Origin of the sequence: Verrucosispora sp. ts21 (genome assembly GCF_002879555.1) — a bacterium.
Lineage (GTDB): Bacteria > Actinomycetota > Actinomycetes > Mycobacteriales > Micromonosporaceae > Micromonospora > Micromonospora gifhornensis.
In genome coordinates, this window is record NZ_PNOZ01000040.1 from 43060 (window position 1) to 65163 (window position 22104).

At 71.0% G+C, this 22104-nt stretch carries 23 protein-coding genes; 11 read left to right on the forward strand and 12 right to left on the reverse strand.

The window, feature by feature from the left end:
- Window positions 1–44 precede the first annotated feature (44 nt).
- Window positions 45–884, forward strand: a complete 840-nt coding sequence (locus tag C1A38_RS18405) for a GNAT family N-acetyltransferase (protein WP_102659014.1) — start codon at window positions 45–47, stop codon at window positions 882–884.
- Between the two features lie 186 nt (window positions 885–1070).
- The gene (locus tag C1A38_RS18410; protein ID WP_102659015.1) at window positions 1071–4745 is read left to right on the forward strand and encodes an ABC transporter ATP-binding protein/permease; all 3675 of its coding nucleotides are present in this window, start codon (window positions 1071–1073) and stop codon (window positions 4743–4745) included.
- Between the two features lie 66 nt (window positions 4746–4811).
- On the opposite strand, the gene C1A38_RS18415 is transcribed toward C1A38_RS18410, so the two are convergent.
- Genes C1A38_RS18415 through C1A38_RS18425 form a run of 3 tightly spaced genes read right to left on the reverse strand, consistent with a single transcriptional unit; the run spans window position 4812 to window position 7553 of the window.
- Window positions 4812–5879: an NADH:flavin oxidoreductase/NADH oxidase gene (locus C1A38_RS18415; protein WP_102659016.1), complete on the reverse strand. Its 1068-nt coding sequence runs from the start codon at window positions 5877–5879 to the stop codon at window positions 4812–4814.
- Window positions 5876–6595: a DUF998 domain-containing protein gene (locus tag C1A38_RS18420; RefSeq protein WP_102659017.1), complete on the reverse strand. Its 720-nt coding sequence runs from the start codon at window positions 6593–6595 to the stop codon at window positions 5876–5878. Before C1A38_RS18420 ends, C1A38_RS18415 begins: the two co-directional genes overlap by 4 nt.
- Complete coding sequence (locus C1A38_RS18425) at window positions 6588–7553, reverse strand: glutathione S-transferase family protein (RefSeq protein ID WP_102659018.1); 966 nt, start codon at window positions 7551–7553, stop codon at window positions 6588–6590. Before C1A38_RS18425 ends, C1A38_RS18420 begins: the two co-directional genes overlap by 8 nt.
- A gap of 107 nt (window positions 7554–7660) precedes the next feature.
- Between C1A38_RS18425 and pcaF the strand changes: the two genes are divergently transcribed.
- The 4 genes from pcaF to C1A38_RS18445 all read left to right on the forward strand — a co-directional run bounded on the left by pcaF (window position 7661) and on the right by C1A38_RS18445 (window position 12557).
- Complete coding sequence (gene pcaF, locus C1A38_RS18430) at window positions 7661–8863, forward strand: 3-oxoadipyl-CoA thiolase (protein WP_102659019.1); 1203 nt, start codon at window positions 7661–7663, stop codon at window positions 8861–8863.
- A gap of 159 nt (window positions 8864–9022) precedes the next feature.
- Window positions 9023–9841 carry an SAM-dependent methyltransferase gene (locus C1A38_RS18435; RefSeq protein ID WP_102659020.1) on the forward strand — a complete coding sequence of 273 codons (819 nt, stop codon included), beginning with the start codon at window positions 9023–9025 and terminating at the stop codon, window positions 9839–9841.
- 4 nt (window positions 9842–9845) lie between these two features.
- Window positions 9846–11981: a putative bifunctional diguanylate cyclase/phosphodiesterase gene (locus C1A38_RS18440; RefSeq protein ID WP_102659021.1), complete on the forward strand. Its 2136-nt coding sequence runs from the start codon at window positions 9846–9848 to the stop codon at window positions 11979–11981.
- A 75-nt stretch (window positions 11982–12056) separates the two neighbouring features.
- Entirely contained in the window at window positions 12057–12557 is a 501-nt protein-coding gene (locus C1A38_RS18445) for a DUF456 domain-containing protein (RefSeq protein ID WP_102659022.1), read from the forward strand.
- Window positions 12558–12840: 283 nt separating this feature from the next.
- Here C1A38_RS18445 and C1A38_RS18450 read toward each other — a convergent pair whose 3' ends face one another.
- A complete protein-coding gene (locus tag C1A38_RS18450) occupies window positions 12841–13452 on the reverse strand; it encodes a YdeI/OmpD-associated family protein (protein ID WP_102659023.1) in 612 nt (203 codons plus the stop codon).
- A gap of 95 nt (window positions 13453–13547) precedes the next feature.
- On the opposite strand from C1A38_RS18450, the gene C1A38_RS18455 reads away from it, so the two are divergent.
- A complete protein-coding gene (locus C1A38_RS18455; protein ID WP_102659039.1) occupies window positions 13548–14165 on the forward strand; it encodes a DUF4291 domain-containing protein in 618 nt (205 codons plus the stop codon).
- Window positions 14166–14188: 23 nt separating this feature from the next.
- Here the strand turns inward: C1A38_RS18455 and C1A38_RS18460 are convergent, their stop codons facing one another.
- Window positions 14189–15244, reverse strand: coding sequence for a hypothetical protein (locus C1A38_RS18460; RefSeq protein WP_102659024.1), 1056 nt, complete (start codon window positions 15242–15244; stop codon window positions 14189–14191).
- The gene (locus C1A38_RS18465) at window positions 15241–15588 is read right to left on the reverse strand and encodes a PadR family transcriptional regulator (RefSeq protein ID WP_199180244.1); all 348 of its coding nucleotides are present in this window, start codon (window positions 15586–15588) and stop codon (window positions 15241–15243) included. The genes C1A38_RS18460 and C1A38_RS18465 overlap by 4 nt, the downstream gene beginning before the upstream one ends.
- Before the next feature lie 65 nt (window positions 15589–15653).
- Here C1A38_RS18465 and C1A38_RS18470 point away from each other — a divergent pair, with 65 nt between their 5' ends.
- Window positions 15654–15863, forward strand: coding sequence for a hypothetical protein (locus C1A38_RS18470; RefSeq protein ID WP_146017576.1), 210 nt, complete (start codon window positions 15654–15656; stop codon window positions 15861–15863).
- On the opposite strand, the gene C1A38_RS18475 is transcribed toward C1A38_RS18470, so the two are convergent.
- Both C1A38_RS18475 and C1A38_RS18480 read right to left on the reverse strand, forming a co-directional pair.
- Window positions 15860–16267 (reverse strand): nitroreductase family deazaflavin-dependent oxidoreductase, encoded by a 408-nt coding sequence (locus C1A38_RS18475; protein WP_102659027.1) that lies wholly within the window; start codon window positions 16265–16267, stop codon window positions 15860–15862. The two genes, C1A38_RS18470 and C1A38_RS18475, sit on opposite strands and share 4 nt — an antisense overlap.
- A 152-nt stretch (window positions 16268–16419) precedes the next feature.
- Entirely contained in the window at window positions 16420–16911 is a 492-nt protein-coding gene (locus C1A38_RS18480; RefSeq protein WP_102659028.1) for an SgcJ/EcaC family oxidoreductase, read from the reverse strand.
- Window positions 16912–16972: 61 nt separating this feature from the next.
- Between C1A38_RS18480 and C1A38_RS18485 the strand changes: the two genes are divergently transcribed.
- Window positions 16973–17452, forward strand: coding sequence for a MarR family transcriptional regulator (locus C1A38_RS18485; RefSeq protein ID WP_102659029.1), 480 nt, complete (start codon window positions 16973–16975; stop codon window positions 17450–17452).
- Between the two features lie 21 nt (window positions 17453–17473).
- Here the strand turns inward: C1A38_RS18485 and C1A38_RS18490 are convergent, their stop codons facing one another.
- The 4 genes from C1A38_RS18490 to C1A38_RS18505 form a co-directional block, all read right to left on the reverse strand.
- Window positions 17474–18586, reverse strand: a complete 1113-nt coding sequence (locus C1A38_RS18490) for a MerR family transcriptional regulator (protein WP_102659030.1) — start codon at window positions 18584–18586, stop codon at window positions 17474–17476.
- Window positions 18587–18650: 64 nt separating this feature from the next.
- Window positions 18651–19019 (reverse strand): VOC family protein, encoded by a 369-nt coding sequence (locus C1A38_RS18495; RefSeq protein ID WP_102659040.1) that lies wholly within the window; start codon window positions 19017–19019, stop codon window positions 18651–18653.
- Between the two features lie 36 nt (window positions 19020–19055).
- Window positions 19056–19250 carry a DUF397 domain-containing protein gene (locus C1A38_RS18500; protein WP_102659041.1) on the reverse strand — a complete coding sequence of 65 codons (195 nt, stop codon included), beginning with the start codon at window positions 19248–19250 and terminating at the stop codon, window positions 19056–19058.
- A complete protein-coding gene (locus tag C1A38_RS18505; protein WP_102659031.1) occupies window positions 19247–20044 on the reverse strand; it encodes a helix-turn-helix domain-containing protein in 798 nt (265 codons plus the stop codon). Before C1A38_RS18505 ends, C1A38_RS18500 begins: the two co-directional genes overlap by 4 nt.
- A 313-nt stretch (window positions 20045–20357) precedes the next feature.
- Here C1A38_RS18505 and C1A38_RS18510 point away from each other — a divergent pair, with 313 nt between their 5' ends.
- Both C1A38_RS18510 and C1A38_RS18515 read left to right on the forward strand, forming a co-directional pair.
- Window positions 20358–20612, forward strand: coding sequence for a flavin reductase (locus C1A38_RS18510; protein ID WP_102659042.1), 255 nt, complete (start codon window positions 20358–20360; stop codon window positions 20610–20612).
- Between the two features lie 101 nt (window positions 20613–20713).
- Window positions 20714–22078, forward strand: a complete 1365-nt coding sequence (locus tag C1A38_RS18515) for a glutamine synthetase family protein (protein ID WP_102659032.1) — start codon at window positions 20714–20716, stop codon at window positions 22076–22078.
- Window positions 22079–22104 lie beyond the last annotated feature (26 nt).

Here is a 22104-nt window from a genome sequence, read left to right on the forward strand (position 1 = left end):
CCGTCCGCCAACACGACTCGGGCGGATCTGGCAGGCTGGTAACCGTGCTGACGGCGCCGGTGCGGCAACTTGGTGAGTCAGAGCGTCGCGCGGTCGAGCGGCTGCTCGACCTCGACCCGTACGCGGGTGCGCAGGTCGCGGAGCGGATCGCCGCGCGCGGGCTGGCGTGGTGGCGGGCCGAGGGACGGGTGCTCGGGTACGGCTCCCGCCGGCAGCTCGAATCGGTCTGCTGGCTGGGCGGCAACCTGACGCCGGTGCTGGCCACCCGACAGGCGACCGCCGCCTTCGCCGATCTGCTCGCCGGTGAGGACCGGATCTGCTCGTCGATCGTGGGGCGGGCCGACGCGGTGCTGGAGTTGTGGGACCGGCTCTCCGACACCTGGGGGCCGGCTCGGGACGTACGCCCCAATCAACCGCTGCTGGCCACCGAGGCGTTGCCCGCGGTCCCCGCCGACCCGCACGTACGCCTGGTTCGTGGCAGTGAGCTCGACCTGCTCTTTCCGGCGGCCGTGGCGATGTACACCGAGGAGGTCGGTGTCTCGCCGCTGGCCGACGACGCCGGGCGCGGGTACCGCCGCCGGGTCACGGAGATGATCCGCTCCGGTCGGGCGTACGCCCGCATTGTCGATGGTCAGGTGGTCTTCAAGGCGGAGCTGGCGGTCGTCACCCGGCACACGGCGCAGGTCCAGGGGGTCTGGGTGGCGCCCGAGTGGCGTGGGCGTGGGATCGCGACGGCGGCGATGGCGGCCGTGGTGCGCGACGCCCTGCACCGGGTCGCCCCGACGGTCAGCCTGTACGTCAACGATTTCAATGTGCCCGCCCGGCGGGTCTACGAGCGGTGCGGGTTCCGCCCAGTGGGCACGCTGGCGACCGTGCTGTTCTGAAGCGCCTGGCCGCCCTCGGCGGTCCCCGCTGGTGACTCCTCACGACGGCCCGCGGCGACTCGCCCGGCCCGGCACAGGACGCGGCGGAAAGCAACAGGTCGGGCCGGATTGCGCAAAAAAGGCGTTGAACCGGCACGGTCCTGCCCGCAGGCTAGAACCTTCGCCATCACACCCGAGGACGGACCCGTGCGACTGCTTCGTGATCTGTGGGTCACTTCTTCCCGCAGGATGACCCTGGTGGCCGTGCTGGTCGTGATCGGCGGCATCGGCCAGGCGGCCACCGCCGCGCTGGCCGGGCCGGTGCTGGTGAACCGTTCCGTCGTCTTCTTCGTGCTGCTGACGATCGCCCTGACCGCCGCCGTCTTCAGCGACCTGGTGGTCAGCCTGGTGATGGCCGGGGTGACCGCCGACTGGTCCGCCGACCTGCGCCGCCGACTCTGTCGGGTGGCAATGGGGCAACCCGTGCCCGCCCTGGAGACGACGCCGGTCGGTGAGATGCTCGACCGCATCGACGGTGACGTCTACGACGTGGCCTCCGGGGTACGCGGACCGGGAATCCGGCTGGCCCAGTCGTTGGCGGTGGGTGTGGCGGCCACCCTGGTCGCGATCACCGTCTGGTGGCCGGCCGGAATCGGCATGCTGCTGGTGACCGTCCTGCTCGCGGTCACCCTGCGCCGGCCCGCCGGTCGGATCGCCCCGGCCCGGATGAAGGAGGAGGCGGCCTGGTCCGACCTGGCGGCGGTGATGGAGGAGTCCATCCACGGCCAGGACGACGTACGCACCAGCCTGGCCCGGCCGTACGTGCTGCGCCTCTACGCCCGCCGGGCGTCGGAGGTGCTCCGCCGTGGACTGGTGGTCTGGCGGATGGGTGCGCAGGTGAACTCCATCGCGGCGGGGGTGACCCGGGCCGGCATCGTCCTGGTGGTGCTGGGCGGGGTGTGGGCGTTCGGCACCGGCCGGGTGGACGCCGCCCAGTTGACCGCGATCTGGCTGCTCGCGCTCTCCCTGGGCATGACTGTCGAACACATCAGCCGGATGGTGCCCGACGTGCAGCACGCCCTCGGTGCCTGGGGTCGGGTGCAACTGCTGCAGAACGCCGAGCAGGAACCGACCGGCGGCGACTCCCCGGTCGACGGCGATCTGGTCATCCGTGACCTGACCTTCCGCTACCCGGTCGAAGCGGAGGCCGAGCGGGGTCCGGCGCTGCGCGAGGTCAACCTGACCTTCATCCGCGGTCGCTCGTACGCGCTTGTCGGGCGGACCGGCTCGGGCAAGTCGACGCTGGCCAAGGTGCTCACCCGGGCCGTGGACGTGCCGGCGGGCACGGTGCTGCTCGGCGGGCGGGACGTGCTCGACCTGGACGTGGAACAGCTACGTCGGTGGATCGCGCTGGTGCCGCAGCGTACCGAGATCCTGGCCGGCACCCTCGCCGAGAACGTGGCGCTGTTCGACCCGGAACTGCTCGACGCCGCCGAACGGGCCCTGCACGAGCTGGACCTGGCCGGCTGGATCGCCGAACTGCCCGCCGGCCTGGACACCCGGCTCGGCGAGGGCGGGCACGTGCTGTCGGCCGGGCAGGAGCAGTTGGTCGCCTTCGCCCGCATCCTGGTCCGCGATCCGCACGTGGTGATCCTGGACGAGGCCACCGCCCGGCTCGACCCGGTCACCGAGGCACGGGTCCAGCGGGCCACCTCGCGGCTGCTCCGGGACCGGATCGGCATCGTCATCGCGCACCGGCTCTCCTCCGTACGCGAGTGCGACGAGGTGGTGGTGCTGGCCGACGGCGCGGTGGTGGAGGCCGGCCCGCTGGCCAGTTCCCGTCGCTTCGCCGAGCTGCTCGCGGCCAGCCACACCGACGCGTACGACCCAGCACTGCTCGTCGAATCCGATGCCGTGCAGGGTGAACCGGCGCTTGTCGGCGCCGCCTCGACGGAGTTGGCCGGGGGCGCGTTCCCCGACGCCGCCGCGCTGTCGGGTGGCCCGCTCGGTGGTTCGTCGACGCTTGGCGTCGAGCGGTCCGCCGACGATCCCGCGCCGGTCGTCGGACCCGAACCGGTCGAGCCGGTCGAGGGACGCCAGAGCGGCGGGCGTACCGACGGCGGCGGGCGTGCTGACGGTGGCGGGCGTGCTGACGGTGGCGGTGACGTGCCGGCGGGTGGGCCGGGCGTGGAGCGTCGGCCGGCGTCCCGGTTCCAGACGATGCGGGAGATCGTCCGGCTCTGCCTCAACGATCCCCGCTACGGCCTGTCGGCCATCGGCATCTTCTCCGTACTTACCGTGTTCGGTCTGGACGGGCCGTTGCTGGCCTGGCTCTGGGTCGACGTGGTGGACGGCACCGGCAATCCGTGGCTGCCCGCGTTGGGCATCGCGGCCGGCCTGATCCTCGCCATCCCCGCCAACTACTGGACCCACCTGTGGTTCCCGGCCTGGTTCGTCCGGCAGATGCTGCGGATCAGTGCCCGCCTGGTGCACGGGCAGACCGGTCCACGCCGGATCAGCCGGCACAGCCCGGCCGAGGTGGTGGCCCAGGGTGGTGACACCGAACGCGTCGTCCAACTTGCCGACAACGTGCTGGACCAGACGGTCGCGGTGATCCTGCTGGTGGTGATGACAGTGGTCACCGACAGCGTGGTGCCGGGGCTGTTCTTCATCGGCACGATGGTGCTGTCCGGGCTGGCCGCGACGGCGTTCGGGCCGCGACTGGAACGCGCGGCCCGCGACACGGTGGCCGCCCGGGCCGCCTTCGCCACCGCGCTGGTGTCCAGCCTGTCGGCGGCCCGGACGGTGAAGCTCGCCGGGGCCACCCGGCCGGTGCTGACCCACCTGGCCCGCCTCGACACGGTCCGCAGCGACCGGCAGCGCCGGGAGATCGCCGTGCAGGTGTGGGCCCGGTCCACCCCGGCACTGGCCAGCGGCCTGCTGCCGATCGGCGTCTGGGCGCTGTATCTGTCCGGCGGGCTGGCCGCCGGGGCGGCGCTGGTCGCGGTCGCCACGCTGGGTGCGGCCCGCTGGTTCGCGTGGACCACCGCGTCACTGGTCTCGCAGGTGCCGTCGGCTCGGGTGTGGACGCGTCGGACTGTGGAGATGGCCGGCGTCGAGGCGTACTCGGCGCGGATCCCGGGTGTCGATCTCATAGCGGGGACGGCGCCCGCCCCACCGCAGCCGCCGCGTACCCCGCTGCGTCGGCTGGAGCTGACCAATTTCGGCGTACGGCACACCGACGGCACCGTGGCGGTACGCGATGTCAACCTGACCGTGGAGCGTGGCCAGCTCGTCCTGATCGTCGGCCCGGTCGGTGCGGGCAAGTCCTCCCTGCTGCGGGCCCTGGCCGGGATCGCTCCACACATCGGGCAGGTGACCTGGAACGACGATCCGGTCACCGAGCCGGAGTTGTTCCTGCGCCCCAACCAGGTCGGCTATGTCGGCCAGGTGCCCCGGGTGCTCTCCGGCACGGTCGCCGACAACATCACCCTCGGGCATCCGGTCGACGCCCGACACGCCGTGGCCACCGCCCAGCTGGAACACGACCTGGCGGCCACCGGCAGCGGGCTCGGGCTGCTCATCGGGCACAAGGGCACCCGGCTCTCCGGCGGCCAACTCCAGCGCCTGGCGCTGGCCCGGGCGTTGGCACCGCGTACCGAACTGCTGGTCGCCGACGACGTCTCCTCTGCGTTGGACGTCACCACCGAACTGGCGCTGTGGCAGGCGCTGCGCGAGCACGGCGTGACAGTCGTCGGGTCCACGTCGAAGCGGGCCGCGCTGGTGCGGGCCGACCATGTCGTGGTGCTCACCGACGGCATGGTGATGGCCCAGGGGCCGTGGTGCGAGCTGGAGGGGAAGTGGGGGCACCTCGCGGGTTGAGCCCGGCAGGTGCCACCCAGCGGGGTGATCCCGGCAGTGTCACCTGCCGGGCTCACCCGCCGGCCTTCAGGCCGCTCGCAGGTACGGCTCGGGCCAGGTGGCCTCCGCGCCGAGCTTGGCGGCGGCCTGGCGCGGCCAGTACGGATTGCGCAGCAGCTCCCGACCGAGCAGCACCAGGTCGGCTTCGCCGTCGGCGATGATCGCCTCGGCCTGTTCCGGCTCGACGATCAGGCCGACCGCCCCGGTGGGCACCTGCGCCTCCCGGCGCACCTGGGCTGCCAGCGGCACCTGGTAACCACGGCCGACCGGGACGGTGGCGTTCGGCGACGCCCCGCCCGAGGAACAGTCGACCAGGTCGACCCCGGCCCGGGCCAGCTCGGCGGCGAGCGCCACGCTGTCGTCGACCGTCCAGCCGCCCTCGACCCAGTCGGTGGCCGAGATCCGGGCCAGCACCGGCACCTGCTCACCGACGGCGGCGCGGACCGCGCGGGCGACCTCCAGGGTCAGCCGCATCCGCCCGGCCCGGTCGCCGCCCCAGGCGTCGGTGCGGTGGTTGGTCAGCGGGGACAGGAACTCGTGCAGCAGGTAGCCGTGTGCCGCGTGCACCTCCACACCGGCGAATCCGGCGGCCAGTGCCCGGCCGGCCGCCACCGCGAACGCCTCCACCACGGCGGCGATGCCCGCCTCGTCCAGCGCGGTCGGCGTCCGGTACTCCGGGAGGAACGGCTGCTCGGTGGGCCCGACCGGAGTCCACCCGTCCTCGGTGTCGGGCACCCCGCCCCGGTGCGGATCCCAGGGCCGGTAGGTCGACGCCTTGAACCCGGCGTGCGCGAGCTGTACGACGGGCACCGCGCCCTGGGCGGCCACGAACCGGGTCACCGGACGCCAGGCGTCGACGTGCCGGTCGGACCAGATCCCGGTGTCCTGCGGGCTGATCCGTCCCTCGGGCAGCACCGCGGTCGCCTCGGTCATCACCAGGCCGGCGCCACCGACCGCCCGCGTACCGAGGTGCACCAGGTGCCAGTCGTGCGGGAGGCCGTCGGGGCCGGCACTGTACTGACACATGGGGGCCAGCGCGATCCGGTTGGGCAGGGTGACCGCGCGCAGCGTCAGCGGTGTGAACAACGTACTCATGAGTTCATCTTCTCGCGGTCGCCAGGATCCGCGGTCGCCAGGATCGCGGCGGTGACCACACCCCAGCCGACGATCACCAGCAGCAGCAGTCGTTCCAGCACGCCGGCCAGCGTTCCCCGGCCGACGAGCAGCATGGCGAGGCCGAGCGCGCCCGCCAGCGGCAGGGCCGACGCCACGCAGATCGTGGCGGTGCGGCGCAGCGGCTCCGCCGCTGCCCGGGAGAACAAGATCGCGATCATGGCGAGGACCGTGGCACCGGCGGCGACGATGCTCGCCGCGCCGTGCACCAGATCCGCCACGGTGGGCGTCTCGAACGGCGGTAACGGGCAGCCGTCGCTACAGGTCACCGCGCCGGACAGGGCGGTGGCCACCGCCCCGACGACGAGCAGCACCACCGCGATCCGCAAGGCTCTGTCGGGCCGTCGCGCCGGTCGGGGCACGGCGTCGTAACGCGACCGGTCGCGTAGTGCGGCGGCGAGCAGCAGGAGCGCGGCACCCAGGGTGAGCACCCCGAGCCGGTACGTCCAGGCGTAGATGCTGTCGGCCACGCCGGCCTCGCTGACGTACCCGGTCAGGCCCGGACCGGGACCGGCGACCACGGCGAACGTCGCCGCGACCGCGCCGACGAGCACGCAGACCGCCGCACCCGTGGCACGGCGCTCGACCACACCCGCGGCCCGGCGCTCGGCCACGGCCGTGGCTCGGCGCTCAGCCACGTCCGTGCGGCGTCGTCCAGCCGTGCAGGTCCGGGCCGAGCGGCACGATGCCGGTCGGGTTGATCTCGTCATGGGTGGCGTAGTAGTGCCGCTTGATGTGGTCGAAGTCGACAGTCTCCCCGAAGCCGGGGGTGGTGAACAGATCCCGGGCGTACGCCCACAGCACGGGCATCTCGGTGAGCTTCTGCCTGTTGCACTTGAAGTGCCCGTGGTAGGCCACGTCGAAGCGGACCAGCGTGACGAACAGCCGCACGTCCGCCTCGGTGATCGTGTCGCCCATCAGGTACCGCTGCTCGGCCAGCCGCAGCGACAACGCGTCCAACCGGGCGAACAGCGCCGTGTACGCCTCGTCGTACGCCTGCTGGGAGGTTGCGAAGCCGCACCGGTAGACGCCGTTGTTGACGTCGCGGTGGATGTCGGCCATCAGCTGGTCCATCTCCGGGCGCAGCTCCACCGGGTACAGGTCCGGTGCGTCCGGTGCGTGCAGCCGCCGCCACTCGGTGGACAGATCCAGGGTGAGCTGCGGATAGTCGTTGGTGACCACCCGCCCGGTGACGGTGTCGACAAGCGCCGGCACGGTGACCCGGCCGGTGTAGTCGGGATCGGTGGCCAGGTACGCCTCGGAGAGGAAGCCGACGCCCAGTACCGGGTCGAAGCCGTCCGGGTCGAGGGTGAACCGCCATCCCCGCTCGTCGCGGATCGGGTCGACGGTGCCCAGTGAAATGGCCTCGTCCAGCCCCAGCAGGTTGCGGACGATCAGTGCCCGGTGCGACCACGGGCAGGCCCGGCACCAGATCAGCCGGTACCGGCCGGGCTCCAGCGGCCAGCGGTTCTGCTCGTCCGGCCCGGCACCGGGCGGCGAACTGGAGTGCGGGGTGACCCGACCGGTGAACCGGTTGGATTGACGGACGAACGCGCCGGCCTCACTGGTCTCCGCGCTGAACTGGGCTCTTGCCATGCCCACAAACCTATCCGGACTCGGCGGCGATATCCTGGCGGCAGGACGTCCTGCTTGATCCACTGGACGCTCCGCACCCCTGCCTTCCCACCCCCGAAGGACTCGCGATGACCGTGGCATACCTGGTGGCCGGTGTCCGCACCCCGATCGGCCGGTACGCGGGCGCTCTCGCCGGCGTACGCCCCGACGACCTGGCCGCGCACGTGATCCGCGAACTGGTCGCCCGGCACCCGTCGGTGGACTGGTCCCGCACCGACGACGTGGTGTTCGGCTGCGCCAACCAGGCCGGTGAGGACAACCGCAACGTGGCCCGGATGGCGGCGCTGCTCGGCGGCCTGCCGGAGCAGGTCTCCGGCAGCACGGTCAACCGGCTCTGCGGCTCCGGCCTCGACGCGCTGGCCACCGCCGCGCGGGCGATCGTCGCCGGGGAGGCCGATCTGATGGTCGCCGGCGGGGTGGAGAGCATGAGCCGGGCCCCGTTCGTCATGCCGAAGGCCACCAGCGCCTTCTCCCGCGCCGCCGAGATGTACGACACCACGATCGGCTGGCGGCTGGTCAACCCGCTGATGGAGCAGGGCTGGGGGGTCGACTCGATGCCGGAGACGGCGGAGAACGTCGCCGTCGAGTTCGGTGTCGACCGGCTCGCCCAGGACGAGTTCGCGTACCGCTCGCAGCTGCGGGCCGCCAAGGCGCAGGCCGACGGCCGGCTGGCCGAGGAGATCGTGCCGGTGACCGTGCCGGCCGGTCGGCGCGAGACCCGGCTGGTCGAGGTCGACGAGCACCCCCGGCAGACCTCGATGGAGAAGCTGGGCGCGCTGCCCACCCCGTTCCGCACCGGCGGCACGGTGACCGCCGGCAACTCCTCAGGTGTCAACGACGGTGCGGTGGCGCTGCTGGTCGCCTCGCAGCGGGCCGTCGAGGAGTACGGTCTCACCCCGCTGGCCCGCGTCGTCGCGACGGCGACAGCCGGGGTGCCGCCGCGGATCATGGGCATCGGCCCGGTGCCGGCGACCCGGCGACTGCTTCAGCGGCAGGGACTCTCCGTGACCGATCTCGACGTGATCGAGTTGAACGAGGCGTTCGCCGCCCAGTCCGTCGCGGTGCTGCGGGAGCTGGGCCTGCCCGAGGACGCCGAACACGTCAACCCGAACGGCGGGGCCATCGCACTGGGCCACCCGCTCGGTGCCAGCGGTGCCCGACTCGCGCTCACCGCCGCGCTGGAACTGCGTCGCCGGGGCGGCCGGCGGGCCGTGGCCACCATGTGCGTTGGCGTCGGCCAGGGCATCTCCATGCTGCTCGAAGCCGCCTGACCACCGGGTCGGAGCTGTTTGATCGCCGTGCCGGCGTCGCCTGACCGGGCGCGCCGGCACGGTCGCCGGACAAAGGCGGTTGTGGATCTCCCAGGGTGTGACGCGCGGGCCTAGAGTAGGCAGCGTTACCTGATCCGTGGCGACGACTTGGGGCGACCAGTGCAGCAGCCGGACGGAGCACCCATCGAGATCGACCTTTCCCGGCCGAGTGCGGCCCGGGTGTACGACTATTTCCTGGGCGGTGCCCACAACTTCGAGGTCGACAGGCAGTTGGCCGACCAGATCGCGGCGATGACACCGAACCTGCCGGCGACCATGCGGGCGGGTCGGGAGTTCCTGCGCCGGGCCGTACGCGTGCTGCTCGACGCTGGCATCGACCAGTTCCTCGACATCGGCTCGGGCATTCCCACGGTCGGCAACGTGCACGAGGTCGCCCAGGCCGCCAACCCGCAGGCCCGGGTGGTCTACGTCGACATCGACCCGGTGGCGGTGGCGCACAGTCGGGAACTGCTGGCCGGCAACGAGTCGACCGGCGTCATCCACGCCGACCTGCGTGACCCGCAGCGGATCCTCGCCGAGACCCGGGCGTTGCAACTGCTCGACTTCGACCGGCCGCTGGGCATCCTGCTGGCCGGCGTCGTCCACTTCGTACCCGACACCGACCGGCCCGGCGACATCCTGGCCACCCTGCGGGCCGCCGCCGCACCCGGCAGCCACCTGGTGATCTCGCATTCCACCTACGAGGACCAGCCGCAGGAGATGCTCGACGCGCAGCGGCTCTCGGCGCGTACCAGCACCGAGATCACGCTTCGGTCGCGGGCCGAGATCACCTCGTTCTTCGGCGACTGGACGATCCTCGAACCCGGTGTGGTGCACATGGAGCTGTGGCGTCCCGACTCGCCGTCCGACGTGGTCGCCGATGCGCAACGCTTCGGTGCCTTCGGTGCGGTGGCTCGCCACGACGACGTAGCGGGGTGACCTGATGTCGGCCGTCGGTGCCCCCGGAGGGCGTGCCGTCGATCCGGCCGGCGCGCACAGCTACGCGACCGAGTGGGCGCAGGCGGTACGCCGGCTCGGCTTCGTACCGATGAGCGCGGCCGACACCGAGCGGCTGCTGTTGTCGTACACCCTGCGGCTGGCGGAGGCGTTGCTGCACGCCGATGAGGTGGCGTCGGTGGCGGCGGAGGTCGGCCAGGCAATGGTCGAGGCGCACCTGACCGAACCGGACATGATCGAGTGGTCGGTGCGCTCGCTCGCCGACCGGTTGCCCGACCAGGTGCTGGGCGGGGCGACCGGGCTCGCCGACCGGATCGCGGTGGCGCAGGGCGCGCTCGCGGCCGGGTTCGCCCGCGCGCTGCGCGATCGCACCTTCGCCCAGCAGGAGAGCATCGCACGGTCGGCGTGGCAGGCCCGCGACGATGTCGAGCGGGCGTTGCGGGACAGCGAGGCCAGGTTCCGGGCGGTCTTCCGGGGCGCGGCGATCGGCATCGGCATCGCCGACGTCGACGGGCAGATCATCGACGTCAACCAGCCCTTCGCCGACCTGCTCGGCTATTCCATCGAGGAGATGCGCCAGCTCAACGTGACGGCCCTGGTCCACCACGACGACGCACCCGGCATGTGGGAGCTGTACGGGGAACTGATCGAGGGCAAACTCGAATCCGGGCGGGTCGAGAAGCGGTACTACCGCAAGGACGGCACCTCCGTCTGGACGGACCTGGCCGTCTCGTTGATCCGGCACGACGACGGCCGGCCCCGCTTCACCATCGCCGTTGCCGAGGACATCACGCAGCGGTACGAACTCCAGCGTCGGTTGCGCTTCCAGGCGCTGCACGACCCGCTCACCGAACTGCCCAACCGCACGCTGTTCTTCGAGACGCTGAGCCGCCTGCTCAGCTCCTCGGGCCGGGTCGGCGTCTGCTTCCTCGACCTCGACGGCTTCAAGGCGATCAACGACAGCCTCGGGCACGACCTCGGTGACCGGCTGCTCATGACGATCGCCCGGCGGCTGGCCGGCTGCGTGGCCGAGTACGGCTACCTGGTCGCCCGGATGGGCGGCGACGAGTTCGTCATCCTGGTCGACGGTGACGCCGGGGTCGACAACATGATCGCGGTGGCCGAGCTGGCGCTGAACGCCGTCTCCGCCCCGGTGTTCATCGACGACCACCAGCTGATGGTCTCGGCCAGCGTCGGCATCGTCGCCTCCGACCTCGTCGGCACCAGCGCCGCCGAGCTGATGAAGGCCGCCGACACCACGCTGTACTGGGCCAAGGCGGAGGGTCGGGGCCGGTGGGCGGTGTACGACCCGGAGCGCAGCGCCCGGGACATCGCCCGGTCGACACTGGTCGCCGAACTGCCGGTGGCGCTGGACCGGGACGAGTTCGTGCTGCACTACCAGCCGATCGTGTCGCTGTTGGACGGTCGGATGCTGGCGGTCGAGGCGTTGGTCCGCTGGGAGCATCCGGAGCTGGGGTTGATCGGTCCGGACCGGTTCATCGGGTTGGCCGAGGAGACCGGCCTGATCGTCCGGCTCGGCGAGTGGGTGTTGCGGCAGGCATGTCGGGACGCCCAGCGGTGGCACGTCGACTTCCCTGACGCGCGGCTGGTGGTCAGCGTCAACCTGGCCGCCCGGCAGGCCGACGCTCCGGTGATCGTGGACACCGTGGCCGATGCCCTGTCCAGCAGTGGACTGCCGGCGGAACTGCTGCAACTGGAGTTGACCGAGAGCGCCGTGATGGGCTCCGGCGGTGAGCCGCTGCGGACGCTGCACCGGCTGGCCGAGCTCGGAGTCCGGCTGGCCGTCGACGACTTCGGCACCGGCTACTCGAACCTGGCGTACCTGCGTCGGCTGCCGATCACCTGTCTGAAGCTGGCCGCGCCGTTCGTCGAGGGCATCCGGGGCGACGAGCCGGATGTCGCCGATCACCGCGACGAGCGCATCGTCGACGCGCTGGTGCGGTTGGCCCACGCCCTGGAGCTGTGGGTGACCGCCGAGGCGGTGGAGACCGAGCCGCAGGCCGAGCGGCTCCGGGCGCTACGCTGCGATTCCGCTCAGGGGCGCCTGTTCGGCCCACCAGAGCCCGCCGCCGTAATTTCCACCCGCCTGGCCGGCGGGTAAGGAAGGGCACCTTATTAACGCCTGCGGTAGAGAAAGGGCCCCCTTTTAACAGATGAAGCGATCGGATGGGGAGCCGTGAGTCTGACAGAGACCGGTGCCGTGGTTTCGGTGATCACCGCGTTGGCCATCCTCGCCGGGCTGGCCGGCGTGGTGGTGCCCGGCCTGCCGGCCCTGCCGCTGTGCTGGGGCGGCGTACTCGTGTGGGCGTTGTTCGGTGAGGCCGGCGCCGGCCGCTGGCTGGTGCTCGCGGCGGCCACCGTGGTCGCCCTGGGCGGCACCGTGATCAAGTACGCCTGGCCCGGCCGCAACCTCAAACGGGCCGGCGTACCCACCGCCACGTTGCTCGTCGGTGCGCTCCTCGGCCTGGTCGGCTTCTTCGTCATCCCCGTCGTCGGGCTGATCATCGGCTTCGTCGTCGGCATCTTCCTGATGGAACGGCTGCGGCTGGGCGACACCGCACTGGCCTGGCCGGCGACCAAGCAGGCGGTCGCCGCCACCGGCCTGGCCATGTTGATCGAGTTCCTCGCCGGAGTGGTGATCGGCGCGCTCTGGGTGGCCGGCCTGGTACTGACCTGACAGCCGCGCTCACTGAGGACCAGGCTTGCTGAGGACCGGGCGTCGTGGGGACCGGGCGTCGTGGGGACCGGGGCGGCGCGGGGCGGAGCCAGGGTAGGGCGCAGCGCCGTACCCGAGAGAGAGGTGACCTTCCCCGCGCCGCCGCGGCTGCCGGGCCGTTCCGAGGGCCCGGGTCGGCCCGTCGCGATCGGGCCTGGTCACAAGCCCAAGGATGGGGTACGCCGACGCACCCGGCAACGCAATTGCGGGGCCACCGGGAGTTCATCCGAGGATCGCGACCCGACTAGCCGGTCGGCGGCACCGAGGGCTTGGCCTTCTGCGGGTAGACCGTCTCGTGTCGGGCCAGCATGGCGACGAACTCGACGATCTTCCGCTCGCGGGTCTGCGCCCGTTTGACGGCGTTGAGACGGTGGATGAGTGCGAACCGGTTGGTCTTGGTGAGGACGTCGAACATGGCCTGAGCAGCGGGATTGGCGGCAATGGCGGCGAGTAGGTCGGCCGGCACCTCGGCCTCCGACGGCGGGGCGTAGGCGGCGGCCCAACGCCCGTCCGCCTTCGCCGCCTCCACCGCGGCGCGGCCGGACGGCTGCATCCGCCCCTGTTCCTCAAGCCGGGCCACATGGGACACGTTCCGTTGTGACCAGGAGCTGCGGGACCGGCGCGGAGTCAACCGGATCCAGGAGCTCTCCTCGTCGCGTTTCCGGGCCTGCCCGTCGATCCAACCGAAGCACAGCGCCTCGTCGACCGCCTGCTGCCAGGTCAGCGTGGTGACGGTGCCACCCTTTTTGGTCAGCGCCAGCCAGACCCCGTCCGACGTGGCGTGGTGGGTCGACAACCAGTCGCGCAGCGCCTCGGCGTCCGCGACGATCAACTCATCCAGTTCCGCGCTCCCCATGACGGCAGGCTAACCGCTGGCTCTGCCATTTTTCGTTTGCCGGACGCGCGGAATCTCGGTGGTGCGGCCGAGTGCGGATCGGTGAGGATCTGGAGATGTCCACTCCCGCCCGGCAGATCCGCGCCCGCTTCTCGGCCGACACCATCACGGTCTACCAGGCGTACCCTCCGCAGATCGCGGTGCCGGCGGTGGCGGCCGGCCGTTTCGTGGCCCCCTTCAAGCGGGAGCGGATGACGTGGATCAAGCCGTCCTTCCTGTGGATGATGTACCGCTGTGGCTGGGCCACCAAGCCGGGGCAGGAACGCGTGCTGTCCATCGAGATCACCCGAGAGGGATTCGAGTGGGCGCTCGCCCGGGCCTGCCTGAGTCACTACGACCGTGATCTGCACAGCGACCAGGCGACCTGGTCACGGCAGTTGAAGACCAGCCCGGTGCGGGTGCAGTGGGATCCGGAACGGTCCCTGCATCTTCAACCGCTGCCGTACCGGTCGCTACAGGTCGGCCTCTCCGGCGAGGCGGTCGAACGGTACGTCGACGACTGGATCGTCGGCGTCACCGACATCACTGCCACCGTGCACCGGCTCCGGGACCTGCTGCGGGGCGGCGAGACCCAGGCGGCAGCCGCTCACCTACCGGTCGAGCAGGTCTACCCGCTACCGGAGCAGATCGGAGCCCGGCTCAACGCCAGCCCGTACGCCACCACCGATGCCTGAGCTGCACGGACCGTGACCGGCTGCTACGACGGTGTGGTGGGGTTCGGGGTGGCGGCGGGGGCCGAGGGGACGTTGCGCAGCGCGCGAAGGGCCGACACCGCGAGCGGTACGCCTACCGTGAGCACGGCGACGACCTGAACGGCCGCGATCGTGGTGAGCGTCGTGCGCTCTGCCTGGTCGAGGAAGTCGGGCAGGGTCACGGCGCGCAGGACGAGCGCGGTCGCGGCGAGCAGAGTGAACGCCAGCGACCACGGCAGGGTGCGCGTCGATCGACCGGTGGCGCGAGCGGTCAGGTGAACCGCCATGGCCACAGCGACCGCGGCGCACAACAGGCCCGGCCAGTCCAGCAGCCTCAGCGCCGGTTCGACCGCCTGGAGGATGAACAGGGGCAGGGCGACGAGGAAGATGCCGATCGGTAGCGCGAGGAGCCATGGCCGGCGTGACACGGGTGCGGCACCGTGGGGGAAGGCCGCCATGGCGAGGAGCAGAGCGACGTCGACGAGCCGCATCGCCCAGGGCGACACGGTCAGCGGTTCGTCGCCGACGGCTTGTGCCATGGCGGTGGTGATGATGGGGGGCACGATGGCGAGCAGGGCGACCGCCTGGGCCACGCGTCGGTAGCCGAGGACGAGCGCGAGGTAGGCCGGCAACCAGGCGTAGCCGGCGAGGTTCCACGTCGTACTCCAGATGCTCGCCGGTGTGGTGAGTGCGAACTCGGGTGCCGGAGCGGGCAGCCAGGCGAGCTTCCCGGAGTACCACAGCGCGATGGCGATGCTGCCGGTGACCATGACGGCGTGGGTCAGCAGCAGCATCAGGGTCGCCAGCCGCACCGCGTGTCCCCACACCCGCGAGCGGGGTGACGTGTCGGCGCGCAGGCGCAGCCGCACCGCGAGCGCCACGATGCTGGCGGCCTCCGACAGGCTCGGCCGGCCGTAGTCGGCGAGGTACGCGGTGGTCTCGGGGTCGCCGGTGTCCATGCTCTCCAGGAAGGCGGCGACCATGTCGTCTTCCCACTCCTGCCGGTAGGCGGCGGGCAGCAGGCGTAACAGCAGGCGGTAGCGCTCCTCCAGGCGACTCACGACGACGTCCCCGTGATCGGGTTCCGCTGCTCGTGCAACCGGGCGGAGGCGAGGCGCGCGTTGGCGGCCAGCCGGTCCGCCTCCGCGGCGAGGGTGGCGCGGCCCTGCTCGGTGACCCGGTAGTAGCGGCGTAACCGCCCCTGCCACGCCTCCTCGCGGTCCAACTCGACAAGGCCGTCACCGACGAGTCGATCGAGGACTCCGTACAGGGAGCCGATCTTCAGCTGCACCTGCCCATGCGACAGGTCCGCGACCTCCGCGACGATCCCGTAGCCGTGGCGCGGGGCGTCGAGCAGCGCGGTGAGGATGAAGAAGGCCGGTTCGGTCATAGCCCGAGCACTCATCCTCCTAATATAGTGGAAGACAAGATATCCTGGCGTACGCAGGAACCGACGACAGGGGAGTGACCATGGGTGACGGTGACGCGGACGCCGGGGACTTCGGCGGGCCGGACTTCGCTCCTGCGATACCGGCGGCAGAAAGCAGCGCCCTCGGCGCCCCGCCCGCCGGCCATGCGGCGATCGTCCTCGGTCCCGGATTCCGCGGTCACGTCATCCTGACCACGTCCGACCCGAGGCCCGCCGCCCAGCCGGCAGGCGAAGACCCGGGCGACGCCTAGCGCACCGGCTCCAGCACCACGACGGGAATCCGACGGGTGGTCTTCTGCTCGTAGTCGGCATAGAACGGGTACGCGGCCTTCTGCGCGCTCCAGATCCGCTCCCGCTCGTCGTCGGCGGCGACTCGGGCGACCAGCTCGACCGTCTCCGTGCCGATCTCCGCCTGCACCCGGGGTTGGGCGAGCAGGTTGTGGTACCAGTCGGGGCTGGTGGGTGCGCCCGCCTTGGAGGCGAACACGGCGTAGCCTCCGTCGATCCGCTGGTACATCAACGGGTGCACGCGCGGCAGGCCACTCTTGGCGCCGACCGTGTGCAACAACAGCAGCGGCTGGCCCGCGAAATGGCCGCCCACCTGCCCGCCGTTGGCCCGAAACTCGGCGATGATCTTGTCGTTCCAGTCGCTCACGTCGTCTCCTCAGTGCACAGTCGGCTCGTGGCCACAATCCTGGCAGCTCCGTCACCGCCTCGACACCGGACGCGACCGTGTGTCCTCGGGCGACGGAATGCGGCGCGCTCGGCTGGGCGGGGCATGCGCGAAGTGGGCGAGGAGGGTGCTGATCAGGTGCGGGCGGCGGCGCGGCCCATGCCCAGGCGGCGGGCTGCGTGACCCATGGCCTGGGCCATGCGGGAGGGCATCGAGTCCGGAGCGGGGATCTGCACGGGGCGTACCCGTCCGTTGTGCAGTGCGGTGAACCGCCAGCCCTGGTCGGTGCGTACGGCGACGAGGGTCTGACGGGACAGGCGTCGCCTGGGCAGCCTGGAGCGCCAGGGCATCAGCACCGACGCGGTGCCGTGGACGATCGCGACCCCGTCGGTGACGTACCGGATGGACTCGATGTCGCCGACGAGCGCGGAACCGGCGAGCACACCGCGGAAGAGTCGATCGTGGGCCTCCTGCATGTCGTGGCGACCGACGGCCCGGGTTCCGTCGTAGGAGACGTAGTCGGAGTCGTCGGTGAAGCAGGCCCCGTAGGCGGCGGCGTCGTTGTCGGTCCAGGCCCGCATGAGTCGGTCGAACAGGTCGCGGATCTGGTGGTCGTCCATGGTCATCTCGCCCCCGTAGGCTAATATCGGTTCGATCGTCAGACCTTACGATAGCAGAAGGTTTCGAATGTCGAAAGATAGCCTCATCCGGGACGTGGCGATGCAGCTACGGCTGCTTCAGCAGAGCTTCGACGCCTTCGACGAGGCCGCCGCCGCTCGGCTCGGGCTCAACCGCACCGACCTGCGGGCGCTGGATCTCGTCCTCGCCAACGACGGGCCGTTCTCCGCGGGGGAACTCACCCGCGCTCTCAAGATCAGCCCGGCGGCGACCACCACGGTCATCGACCGGCTGGAACGCGCCGGCCTGGTGACCCGTACCCGGGACGCCGAGAACCGACGGCGGGTCCTGGTCACCGCCACCGACACCGCCCGCGAGGTGGAACGTGACATCTACCTACCCGTCGGCGACGCCGGCGCCCGGGCCCTCCGTGGGTACAGCGGGGAGCAGCTCACCACGATCCTCGACTTCCTGCAGACCGCCCGCCACGTGCAGGAAACCCAGACCGCCCGGCTGAGCGAGAACCCCGCACCCCCGCCGGGCCGCTGATCCGCTCACCAGCGCCGGTGGTCAGGCGACAAGCAGCCGCAGGCCGAGTTCCGCCGCGTCGAGGGCGAGGATCTCGCGGTTGCGCTCGGCCCACCGGCCGGACGCGAGGTCGTCGCGGAGCATCTCAACCGCCCGTCGCTGCGCCTGCGGGCCGACCCTGGCCCATACCGACACCGCCCCGCGAACACGTTCGTCCAGGTACGCCTCAGGGCGGCGCCAGTGTGCCTCGAAAAAGCCGTCCGCACAGTCCCACGGGATGAGCACCGGCTCCAGGTGGGCCCCGATCGCGCGGGCCACCTGCTCCACCGGCGGACGGTCGGCCACCAGGTCGACGACCTCGGGCAGGTAGTCGCGGGTGAGCCAGAACCGGTGTCGCCAGCCGGTGTCACTGGCATCGTGGGTGAACACCACCACCCGCCGGGCCACCCGCTGCATCTCGCGCAGCCCGGCGATCGGGTCGTGCCAGTGGTGAATGGTGCTGAAGGCCATCGCGGCGTCGAACGACTGGTCCTCGAAGGGCAGGCTCTCCGCAGCGGCGGCCACGCACGGTGCCGCGCCCGGGGGCCGCTGGGCCCGCATGACCGCCGACGGTTCCACCGCCGTGACCTCGCGGTCGGGCGGTTCGTAGGAGCCGGTGCCCGCCCCGACGTTCAGGACCGTCCGCGCGTCACCCAGCGCCGCCCAGACCTGCGCGGCGATCCGGGGCTCGGTGCGCCGGGTCGCCGGGTACGCCGACCCGATCGCGTCGTACAACCGGGCACCGAACGCTTTCAGCGGCTCCCGCGGCATCGTCCCGACCCCCGCCCGCGCCGCCAACTCCCGGTCGATAGCCGCCACCATGGCCGCGGCCCGGTCCTGCCGGTCCACCAGCAGGCCACGCAACCGGCAAAGGTGCGCGACCGCGTCGGCGGCCGGGTCGCCCACCAGATCGGCGATCTCCCGCAACCCGAAACCCAGCCGCCGGTACGCGAGCACCTCCCGCAGCCGCTCCACATCATCGGCGGAGTACGCCCGGTGCCCCGACGCGGTCCGTGCCGACGGCACCAGAAGGCCGAGGTCGTCATAGTGGTGCAGGGTGCGGACGCTGACGCCGGTCAATCGCGCCACCCGCCCGACGGTCAGGAGCTCATCCACGCCACCGACTATGTGACCTGACGCCACGTGAGGAGCAAGGGTTTCGTCGGCGACATGCTCGGGGCTACGCCTCGGCCCAGACGCCCAGCTCGTTTCCGCTCGGATCGGTGAAGTGGAAGCGACGACCACCGGGGAAGTCGTACGGTCCCGCCACCACCGTCCCACCGGCCTTCTCGACCGCCTCGACGCTCTGCTCCAGGTCGGCGGAGTAGAGCAGCACCAACGGACCGCCGCCCGTGCGTACCTGCTGGTCCTGGCGCAGGCCGCCCACCTCAGCGCCGGAGCCGCCCTGGATGCCGGCGTACGCCGTGCCGTAGTCGGTGAACTGCCAACCGAACGCTTCGGCGTAGAAGCGTTTGGCCTCGGCCAGGTCGGTGACCGTGAACTCGATGTAGTCGATGCGATGGTGGCGATGCGTGGTTGGCTGCGACATGCCCACCATTGTTCGGGCGGGTACGACGTTCAGCGGTCAGCCCACGGAACCGGTCTGCTTGGCAAGGTCGACGAAGGACTGCCACGACGACGGCGTGACGCGCAGCGTGCCGCCCTCCCGGTCCTTGGTGTCCCGGACCAGCACGACCCCCGGCAGATTGTCCGCAACCTCAACACACGACCCGCCGTTGCCACCGGATCTGGTCGATTTCCGCCACTGCGCGGCCGTCACGTCCATGACTTCGCCACTTCCTTGATCAGCTCCAACGACTGCCGGCGGGGGAGCGCCTCGTTCCGCACGATCTCCCATGTCTTCGCCAGCTTAGCGATGTCAGCGGGTGCGTCGATGATCTGTGCGGTGAGCTGGTTGTCGGCATGTGCGGTTCGGGTGCCGTCCGGTAGCTCGGCGATGATGAACTGACCAGCCAGTCCCAGATACATGCCGGCATCCGAAGGCACGACGTGTACCTGAATGTGCTCCCGCCGTGCCTGCTCGGCCAGGTGGTCGAGCTGTTCCGCCATCAGGCCCGGCTGGTCGAGCACCGGTCGACGGAGGATCGCCTCGTCCAGCACGGCGATGAACTGTGGCGGGTGCTCACGTTCGAGGATCAGTTGCCGCTCCAGCCGGGACGTCACTGCCTTCTCCACCTCCGGCGGACTGAACCGGCCGCCGATCAGGGTGGCGCGTGCGTATCGCTCGGTCTGAAGCAAGCCGGGAACGTAGGCCAGCTCGAACCACCGCAGGGTGGTCGCCTCCCGCTCGAACTCGATCCACTCCCGCAACCAGGGTGGGTCGGCATCGAGTTGGCCCAGTTCCCGAAGCATCCGGGTGAATCGTTCATTGGTGTGATGCTGAGCGTCGATGGCTTTCATGTAGTCCTTGGTGGGAGGACGACCACCTGTTTCCACTGAACTGACGTGTGAACCGGAGTAGCCGATACCTCGACCGAAGTCATCCTGGCTCAGCCCGAGTGCGGTCCGGAACATGCGTAGCTCGCCCAGCACGTAATCGGTGGCGCTTCCCATCAATCCCCCAACCTTTGCCCAGTGTCGACGGTGGGTTGCTCGCGGCTGCCCGATCACCCTGCTGAACTGCGCGGATGCCTTGAGCGTGTATCGACAGTAGTGCCGTTGTCACCAGACTGTCACCACTGCGGGCTTGCTCTGTCGGGATCGGCGGTGGGGTGGGCTCCTGCGCGGGGTCGCCCTGCTTCGGCCGGGCGGGGTGGCCCCCTCCAGAGCCGAGAGGGGTCGACATGTCTGTTCGTTCGCGTCCGTTCGCCGTACCTTGTCGCGGGGTCTGGGGCGACGCCGCAGGCCGCAGGCGGTGGGTGCGCTGATGGGGCGGCGGGTGATTCCCCACGTCGCGATGCGTCCGCTCTGGCGGTGCCGCAACTGCGGCGCGGAATGGCCCTGTCAGCCGGCCCGGCTGGCGCTGCTGATGGAGTACCGCAAGGACCGGCTCGGGTTGCTGCTCTACCTGGGTGGGCTGATGGTCCAGGCCCGCGATCAGCTCGCCCAACTGAATCCCGAGCACACCCCGGATCTGTACGACCGCTTTCTCGGCTGGGCGCGGCGGCGCGACCGGAGGTGAGCGGTGGTCGGTTTGTCAGGGGAGGGGATCGGGGTACGAGCGGAGCGGCCCATTGACGGTCATCGGCGCGGCCGGTAGACCTTGGTGATGGAGGCTCGCGGATGAGGAAAGCCCCGCTGACGCTGGAACAACTGCGGGTCGCCGTCGCCGAGGGTGAGATCGACACGGTGGCGTTGGCGCTCGTCGACATGCAGGGCCGGTTGCAGGGCAAACGGTTCCATGCGCCGTACTTCCTCGATCAGGTGGTCGGCCACGGCAGCGAGGGGTGCAACTACCTGCTCGCCGTGGACGTCGACATGAACACCGTCGACGGGTACGCGATGTCGAGCTGGGAACGCGGCTACGGCGACTTCGTGATGAAGCCGGATTTCGACACGTTGCGCCGGGTGCCGTGGCAGCCCGGGACCGCGATGCTCCTGGCCGATCTGGAGTGGCCCGACGGCGGCGGTCCGGTGGTCGCCTCGCCCCGGCAGATCCTGCGCGGTCAACTGGACCGCCTGGCTGCGCACGGGCTGACCGCGTACGCCGGCACGGAGTTGGAGTTCGTGCTGTTCCGTGACTCGTACGAGCAGGCGGTGGCGCGCGGCTACCGCGACCTGACCCCGGCCAACCAGTACAACGTGGACTACTCGTTGCTGGGTACCGCCCGGGTGGAGCCGCTGCTGCGGCGCATCCGCAACCAGATGGCCGGCGCGGGGCTCACCCCGGAGAGCGCGAAGGGCGAGTGCAACCTCGGCCAGCACGAGATCGCCTTCCGGTACGACGAGGCGGTGGCCTGCGCCGACCACCACGTGATCTACAAGAACGGGGCGAAGGAGATCGCCGCCCAGGAGGGCATGTCGATCACCTTCATGGCCAAGCCGAACGCCCGGGAGGGCAACTCCTGCCACATCCACTTCTCGCTGCGGGACGCCTCCGGTGGCTCGGCGATGCTCGGCGACGGACCGGCGCACCTGAGTGTCACCGGGCAGCGGGTGCTCGCCGGGCTGCTCGCCACCATGCGTGAGCTGAGCCTGTTCTTCGCGCCCAACGTCAACTCCTACAAGCGGTATCAGCCGGGCTCGTTCGCGCCGACCGCGCTGCGCTGGGGTACGGACAATCGCACCTGCGCGTTGCGGCTGGTGGGGCACGGCCAGGGAATGCGGGTGGAGAACCGGGTGCCCGGCGCCGACGTCAACCCGTACCTGGCGATCGCGGCGCTGGTGGCGGGCGCGGTGCACGGCATCGAGCAGGAGCTGGAGCTGCCACCGGAGTGCACCGGCAACGCGTACGACGATGGGGATGCCGACCGGGTCCCGGGCACGCTGCGCGACGCCCTGACCCTCTGGGAGTCCTCCACCGTGGCCCGCGATGCCTTCGGCGCTGAGGTGGTCGCCCACTACGCCAACATGGCCCGCGTAGAACTGTCCGCCTTCGACGCCGCCGTCACCGACTGGGAACTGACCCGTGGCTTCGAACGCCTCTAACCCTCCCTCCCCACCCTCCCTCCCCG